Source organism: Pseudomonas frederiksbergensis (genome assembly GCF_003732665.1).
Taxonomy (GTDB): domain Bacteria; phylum Pseudomonadota; class Gammaproteobacteria; order Pseudomonadales; family Pseudomonadaceae; genus Aquipseudomonas; species Aquipseudomonas frederiksbergensis_G.
This window is the reverse complement of sequence record NZ_MOBP01000016.1, coordinates 172,179-179,074: the sequence shown is the minus strand read 5'-3', so window position 1 is coordinate 179,074 and position 6,896 is coordinate 172,179. Positions and strand designations below refer to the sequence as shown.

7 protein-coding genes are annotated in these 6,896 nt (G+C 59.1%); 5 read left to right on the top strand and 2 right to left on the bottom strand.

Features of this window, described 5'->3' with window-relative positions; translation table 11 throughout:
• Positions 1–186 precede the first annotated feature (186 nt).
• A complete protein-coding gene (locus tag BK665_RS25790) occupies positions 187–930 on the bottom strand; it encodes a phosphatase PAP2 family protein (protein ID WP_123409367.1) in 744 nt (247 codons plus the stop codon).
• Between the two features lie 54 nt (positions 931–984).
• Complete coding sequence (locus BK665_RS25785) at positions 985–2,934, bottom strand: LTA synthase family protein (RefSeq protein WP_123409366.1); 1,950 nt, start codon at positions 2,932–2,934, stop codon at positions 985–987.
• A gap of 201 nt (positions 2,935–3,135) precedes the next feature.
• On the opposite strand from BK665_RS25785, the gene colR reads away from it, so the two are divergent.
• The 5 genes from colR (at position 3,136) to BK665_RS25760 (ending at position 6,864) form a co-directional block, all read left to right on the top strand.
• The gene (gene colR / locus BK665_RS25780) at positions 3,136–3,819 is read left to right on the top strand and encodes a two-component system response regulator ColR (protein WP_054045155.1); all 684 of its coding nucleotides are present in this window, start codon (positions 3,136–3,138) and stop codon (positions 3,817–3,819) included.
• On the top strand, positions 3,809–5,089 hold the full coding sequence (locus BK665_RS25775; protein WP_123409365.1) for a sensor histidine kinase: 1,281 nt from the start codon (positions 3,809–3,811) through the stop codon (positions 5,087–5,089). The genes colR and BK665_RS25775 overlap by 11 nt, the downstream gene beginning before the upstream one ends.
• 158 nt (positions 5,090–5,247) lie before the next feature.
• Positions 5,248–5,916, top strand: a complete 669-nt coding sequence (locus tag BK665_RS25770; RefSeq protein WP_123409364.1) for a class I SAM-dependent methyltransferase — start codon at positions 5,248–5,250, stop codon at positions 5,914–5,916.
• A 4-nt stretch (positions 5,917–5,920) separates the two neighbouring features.
• Entirely contained in the window at positions 5,921–6,634 is a 714-nt protein-coding gene (locus BK665_RS25765) for a lipopolysaccharide kinase InaA family protein (protein ID WP_123409363.1), read from the top strand.
• A 2-nt stretch (positions 6,635–6,636) separates the two neighbouring features.
• Positions 6,637–6,864 (top strand): hypothetical protein, encoded by a 228-nt coding sequence (locus BK665_RS25760; RefSeq protein WP_123409362.1) that lies wholly within the window; start codon positions 6,637–6,639, stop codon positions 6,862–6,864.
• The last annotated feature ends 32 nt before the right edge of the window (positions 6,865–6,896 follow it).

Sequence of the window (6,896 nt, the reverse complement as noted above, 5' to 3'; positions counted from 1 at the left end):
CCTTACCCCTGTAAAAAGGCCGCGCCTGCGAAAGCCGGCGGGGCTTTTTATTGCCTGGATTTGGAGGGCCACACCAATCCCCTGTGGGAGCGGGCTTGCTCGCGAATGCGGTGTGTCAGTCGACATCAATGTTGTCTGACACACCGCATTCGCGAGCAAGCCCGCTCCCACATTTGGATATGTGTGTCAGGCGTTTACCGGTTCTGCCTTGCCAACCCGCTCAACCTTGGACGCCGGTCGATACAGGATGTAGTAATACGACCCCAGACAAATCAGCCAGCAGAAAATCGCCGTCCACACGTTGTGCGAGAAGAAGTGCGCACCCTGCATCATCCGGCTGATGGAAAACACAGTCCCCAGCGCGGCAGCGAAGATAAACGCCTTGCGTGCCAGCCGAGGACGACGATCACGCAGCACAAAGAACAGCGCAAACAGGGTAAAACCGGTCGCCGCATGACCACCCGGCCAGCAGCGGCCCGGTTTATCGGTGTGCGGACGCGGGCTCAGCAGTTCGCTGTAGGTCTCATGGCCGCCGAACTGTTCCAGGCTCCACGGGCATTGCACCGCTGTCACCACTTTCACCGGGGTGACAAAAGAAGTGGCCAGGCCCAGGGACAGCACCAGGCAACCCAGTTCCCGTTTGAACGGTTTGAGCCTTTCGACAAAAAACGCGCAAATAAAGCCGATCACCGCAAACACCGAGAACGCGATAACCACTTGCTTGGCCCTGTCGTGCAGGATGTTTTCCAGGAAGTAACTGTGCCGGCCGATGAAATCGCCAGCCGCCGGGTCATAAAAATACCTGGCCAGGTCCATGTCCAGGTCGGTCAGTTCGAGCAGCACCAAAACGATCGCCGCGACGGCGGGAACCCCGAGGCACACCCAGAAATTGAGTGGCTTGGAGGCAGGGCGAACAACGGTTGATGACATGGTGGATCCTAAGCAAAGGAAAAAGCCCCGGGGCATCAGCCCGGGGCGATTGAGTTAACGTTCGCTGACCTGGGGCGTGCCCTCCTTGGGCGCTCTCCAGCCAAGCAGCTGTTGCTTAAAGCCATAACTGGCGGTTTGGTAATAAGTGATGGCGCGGGTGATCAGCGGATCGCTGGCCTCGGCCTTCGATTCCCGGCTTTCGCTCAGCGCGTCGTCATGCCGACGCAGGCCCTGGCGTGGACTCAGGATCGCCAGATCCTTGCCGTCGAACAACCCCAGGTGTTGATAATTGCCGACCACGACTCGTGGTGGCAGCGGATTGTCCTGCAGCAGGTTGCGCCCGAAAAATGTCGATTGATAGTCCAGGTTCAGCAAACCCAGCAGGGTCGGCGCCAAATCAATCTGGCTGGCAAGCTGCGCGGTTTCCCGGGCCTCGATCAGCTTCGGTGCATAGATGAACAACGGAATCTGATAGTTGCTGATCGGCAAGTCTTCCATGCCGGCGCTGCCAGCAGTGTGGTCGGCGACGAACACGAAAATCGTATTGTCGAACCACGGCTTTTGCCGCGCCTGTTCGAGGAACTGGCCGATGGCGTAGTCGGTGTACTTCACCGCGCCGTCGCGACCGTTGCCGGATTTGATGTCGATGCGGTTATCCGGATAGGTATAAGGGCGATGGTTGGAAGTCGTCATCAGTTGCAGCAAGAAGGGCTGCTGCCTGGCGTAGTCGGCGTCGGCCAGTTTCAGGGTCTGGTTGTAGAGGTCTTCGTCGGCCATGCCCCAGGCGTTCTTGAAGTGAATCTCTGATTCGTCGACGCTGCTCTGATCGACCACGCGATAACCGTTGCCGCTGAAAAACGCGTTCATGTTGTCGAAGTAACCGCGCCCGCCATACACGAACACGCTGTCGTAGCCCACGGCGCCGAGCTGTTGGCCGAGGCTGGCGAAACCGCTTTCACGGCCCACGCGCTTGACGATCGAACGCCCCGGCGTTGGCGGGATGGCCAGGGTAATGGCTTCCAGGCCGCGGTCGGTGCGGGTGCCGGTGGCGTAGAAATTGTTGAAGTACAGGCTCTGTTTGCGCAGGGCATCCAGGTTCGGGGTTAGGTTGCGCCCGTCGCCGTTGCTGCCCATGTACTTGGCGCTGAAGCTTTCGATGGTCACCAGCACGATATTGGGTTTGCGCGGGGTGCCAGGGTTGTCGATGTTGCGGCGGATGTCTTGCGGGTCCTCGCCGATAAAGCGTGCGTTGGGTTCACTGAGTTCGGCGCGGATCTGGCCGGCGACGGTGGCGGGCGGCAGGCTTTTATAGAACTGCGGATAATCCAGTTCGTTATTGCGGAACGCGGCGAAGAATTGGTACGGGCCATTGCTCGCCAGTTCGTTCTGATACGCGTTGCCACCCTGAGCGCGGGGGGCGTCCTGGCTGAGCAGTTGCAGGCTCAGGCCCGCCACGATCAATAGGCCCAGGGCATTGAGCAGGCGAGGGCGCAACGCTGGCAGCGGCGCGTCCAGCGCGGCATTGAACGGCTTGCGCAGCACCAGGCTCAGGGCCACGGCCAGCACGGCGAGAATACTCAGCAACGTGCCGATCGGGTACGACTCCAGCAGGTTGTTCAAGACTTCGTCGGAATACACCAGATAATCGACAGCAATGAAGTTGAAACGCACGCCGAACTCGTCCCAGAACAACCATTCGGCAACGGCGGTAAACAGCATGGCGAACAGGCTGACGGTCAGCAGCCCTTGCAGAAACCAGCGATGGCCCCGGCGACGCCACAACGCGGGCGGGCACAGCAGCAAGTACAGGCCCATCGGCAATGCCGCGTAGGCAATGAAGCCGAGGTCGTAAAGCAAGCCAACCGCAAAAACCGACACAAAACCGCTACCGGCCTCATCCAGGTGAGTGAGCAACAGAATCGTTCGGGTCAGAAAGAAAATCACCAGCCAGACGCTGGTGACAAGCAGCAGAAAGCGCATAGGCGCAGTCTTGAAGAAGTCCATTGGCTACATTCCTTATATCAATGGCGCGGGAGTTTGAGCCGGTCACTGTAGTCAGGTTGTGAACCGATAGTGAAAAACTTGTTAACCCGTTCATTTGGTTGAACGAATGGATTGATCCGGTCAGCGGCCCTAGCCCTGCGCGCTGCTTGGTCGTAAGCTGCGCGGGCCAAGACGGCCGTTACTGTGTACGGAGGAGTGCCCATGCGAATTTTATTGGTTGAAGACAACCGCGATATCCTGGCCAATCTGGCCGATTACCTGGGGCTCAAGGGTTACACCGTGGATTGCGCGCAGGACGGTTTGTCGGGGCTGCACCTGGCGGCCACTGAGCATTACGACTTGATCGTGCTCGACATCATGCTGCCCGGCATCGACGGCTACACCCTGTGCAAACGCCTGCGTGAAGACGCCCGCCGCGACACGCCGGTGATCATGCTGACGGCCCGGGATCAACTGGATGATCGGCTGCAAGGCTTCAAGTCCGGCGCCGACGACTACCTGATCAAACCTTTCGCGTTGTCCGAGCTGGCCGCGCGCATCGAAGCGGTCATGCGTCGTGCCCAGGGCGGCGGTCGCCGGGCCTTGCAGGTCGGCGACTTGAGCTACGACCTCGATACCCTGGAAGTGACCCGCGAAGGCCGCTTGCTGAAACTCAACCCGGTGGGCCTGAAGTTGCTGGCGGTGCTGATGCAAAAAAGCCCCCATGTGCTGCGCCGTGAAATCCTCGAAGAAGCCCTGTGGGGCGATGACTGCCCGGACAGCGACAGCCTGCGCAGTCATGTTCACCAATTGCGTCAGGTGATCGACAAGCCATTCGCCAAGCCACTGCTGCAAACCGTGCACGGTGTGGGTTATCGCTTGGCCGAGGGCCGTGATGGAGTTTAAGCAGAGTCTTGCTCAGCGGATCATCATCGCCTTTGCGCTGATGAGCGCACTGGTGGCAGGGGCCTTCGCCATGGGCATCGTGGCGACCGTGCACCTGGTGGAAGAGAAACTGATATCGGCCGGCCTGGGTGGCGACTTGCAACGGCTGTTGCTGATGGACAGCGTGACTGACTGGAGCCACCGCCCGGAGCCGGATCAGCTGTTTTATTTCAGCGGCGGGCCAGGGGACTTCGAGTTGCCCAAGGATTTGCGCCATCTGGAGCCCGGTTTTCACGAAGTCTTTCGCGAACAACTGTCGTATCACGCGATGGTCGAAATCGTCGACGGCCGGCATTACGTGCTGTTGCAGGATCAAAGTGATTTCGAAGAACGTGAGCGGGTGCTGTTTGCCGTGGTGTTGGTGGGCTTCGTCCTGAGCCTGGCGCTGGCGGTGTTTCTCGGCTGGATCCTGGCGCGCAAGGTGATGGCACCCGTGGTGCGGCTGGCCCGTCAGGTGCGTCACCGCGATCAGTTATTGGGTTTGGCGCCGCCCCTGGCGCCGGATTATGCCGCGGATGAAGTGGGCGAACTGGCGGTGGCTTTCGACGCCACCCTCGGGCGCTTGCGTCAGGCCTTGACCCGTGAGCGCTTGTTCACCAGCGACGTCAGCCATGAATTGCGCACGCCGCTGATGGTGTTGGCCAGTTCCTGCGAATTGCTGCTGGAAAACCCCGGTATCGACCAGCGCGGCCGGGCTCAAGTCGAGCGTATCGCCCGCGCCTGCGAGGAAATGCGCGAACTGGTGCAAACCTTCCTGATGCTCGCCCGCGCCCAGCGCGAAGACGCCAGCATGGCGCCGCAGCAAACGGTCAGCCAGGTCGCCGAAGGGCTGCTCGGTCTTTGGCGCGAGCCGATCGAGTACAAGGGGTTGACGCTGATGTTCGAGCCGGGGAATCCGCCGAACCACCGCTACAACGCGACGTTACTGCATGCAGTGATGGGCAACCTGTTGCGCAACGCGCTGCATTACACCGAAACCGGCTTCATTCGCCTGACACTGACGGGCACCGGGTTTATGGTCGAGGACACCGGCGTCGGCATTCCCGAGGAGAAGCGCGAGGCGATGTTCGAGCCTTTCGTGCGGGGCAACGAGCAGCGTGGCGAAGGCCTGGGGCTGGGCTTGTCACTGGTACAGCGGATCTGCGAGAACCAGGGATGGACCGTCAGCCTGACCACCATGGAACCTAACGGTTGCCGCTTTGAGGTGGAGTTGGGTAAGCCCAGAGTGTAACGGCCATCTTGCATGGTGGCCCCGTGCTAGCACTCAACCCCTGTAAAACCTTGAAATACTTCACGATTGTACACAACGAAGTTTTCACAAAGTCATGACCTGACGCTGACACGGCGCTACCTAAGGTGGTTGCCATCAGCAATTCAGGAGATTTTGTGATGGCAGGCCCGATCAAACTGGACTTTTCCGAAAAGTATGACGATCAACATGCGCAAAAATATTTGCGCAAGCACCAGGACGGTCTCGGTCGTCGGTTGTCCCATTGGCGTGATGAGCAATTGGCCCGCAAGGCGCTGACCCTGGCCGGTGACCCTGGCCTGGTTCTGGATTTGCCGTGCGGCGCGGGGCGTTTCTGGCCACTGCTGGGCGAAAAGCATAACCGCGTGATCATCGGAGCCGACAACTCCGAGTCAATGTTGAAAATTGCGACCCAGTCGCAACCTGCCGAAGTCGTCAAACGGGTACAACCCTTGCACACTTCTGCATTCGACATTGCTTTGCCTGATAACGCCGTCGACAGCATTTTCTGCATGCGTTTGCTCCATCACATCGGGGAAGCCGAGCATCGGCTGGCCATTTTGCGTGAATTCGAGCGTGTCACCCGTGACAGCGTGATCCTTTCGCTGTGGGTGGACGGCAATTTCAAGGCCTGGAAACGCAAGCGCGCCGAGAAAAAACGCGGGCAGGAAGGTTACCAAAATCGCTTTGTGTTACCGGCTGTTACGGTAGAAAAAGAATTCGAGCAGGCCGGCTTCCGTATTCAGGAACAGCTGGACTTCATACCGCTCTACGCCATGTGGCGGGTTTACGTATTACGCAAGAGGTAACAGGATGGCAGTGCAATGTGCAGCAGAAACGGAAGTCGCTCCTCAGGACCGCTTCGACTATTTCTGGAATCAGCGCGGTGAATGGGTAGAAGAACCCAACGTTCGGCGCGGCGGGGAAAGCGGCGTGCAGCGTGTGCGCGGCAGCGACGGGCAACTGCTGTATGCCAAACGCCAGACCGGGCATATCTATCGCAGTTGGTTGCACCCCTTCGGCCGACCGACCGTATTGCGCGAGCAGGATGCGCTGATCGGTTTGACGGCGCTGGGTGTGCGCGTCCCGGAAATGGTGTTCTGCGGCGCACAACGCGACCCGGTGCACAAATGGCGTGCGTTGCTGGTCACCAAGTCTTTGGACGGCTTTGAGGAAATCGAACATTGGCTCGCCGGTGGCGGTCGCGAGCGTCACGGTGAAGCAGTGTACGAGCGCGTCCTCAAAGACCTGGCCGAGAACCTGGCCCGCATGCACAAGGGCCGTTGGCAGCACAGCTGCATTTACATCAAACACGTCTTTGTGCGGGTGAGCGGCGAAGGAGAAGCGGCCACCGCTGAAGTGGCGTTGATCGATCTGGAGAAATGCCGCCAGCGTTTGACTGCCCAGCGTGCTGCCAGCCATGACCTGAAGCAATTGCGTCGCCACTCGTCGTTCAGCGATACAGACTGGAAAAATCTGGTCTATTTTTATGAGACGGCGTTTGGCAGCGCTATCAAGGGTTTATAGCGATGAAACTCGAAATTGCACGAGGTGTGTTTCTTATAGGAGCCTTGGCAGTTGCTTCATTGGCGATGGCGGCTTGGGAGCAGCCTCGCACGCAAGTCCTCAGCGCAGCGAACGGTGACGTTCACTGCCCGTTGCCACGGGTTGCGAAAGCAACCGTGGCCACACAACCTGATCATGACTTGTTACTGTTCATGTTCGGACTTTCACAGGGATTGAGGCCGCAGAGTTGAACAGATTGAAGCCAAAATAAAAGGCCTCGCAA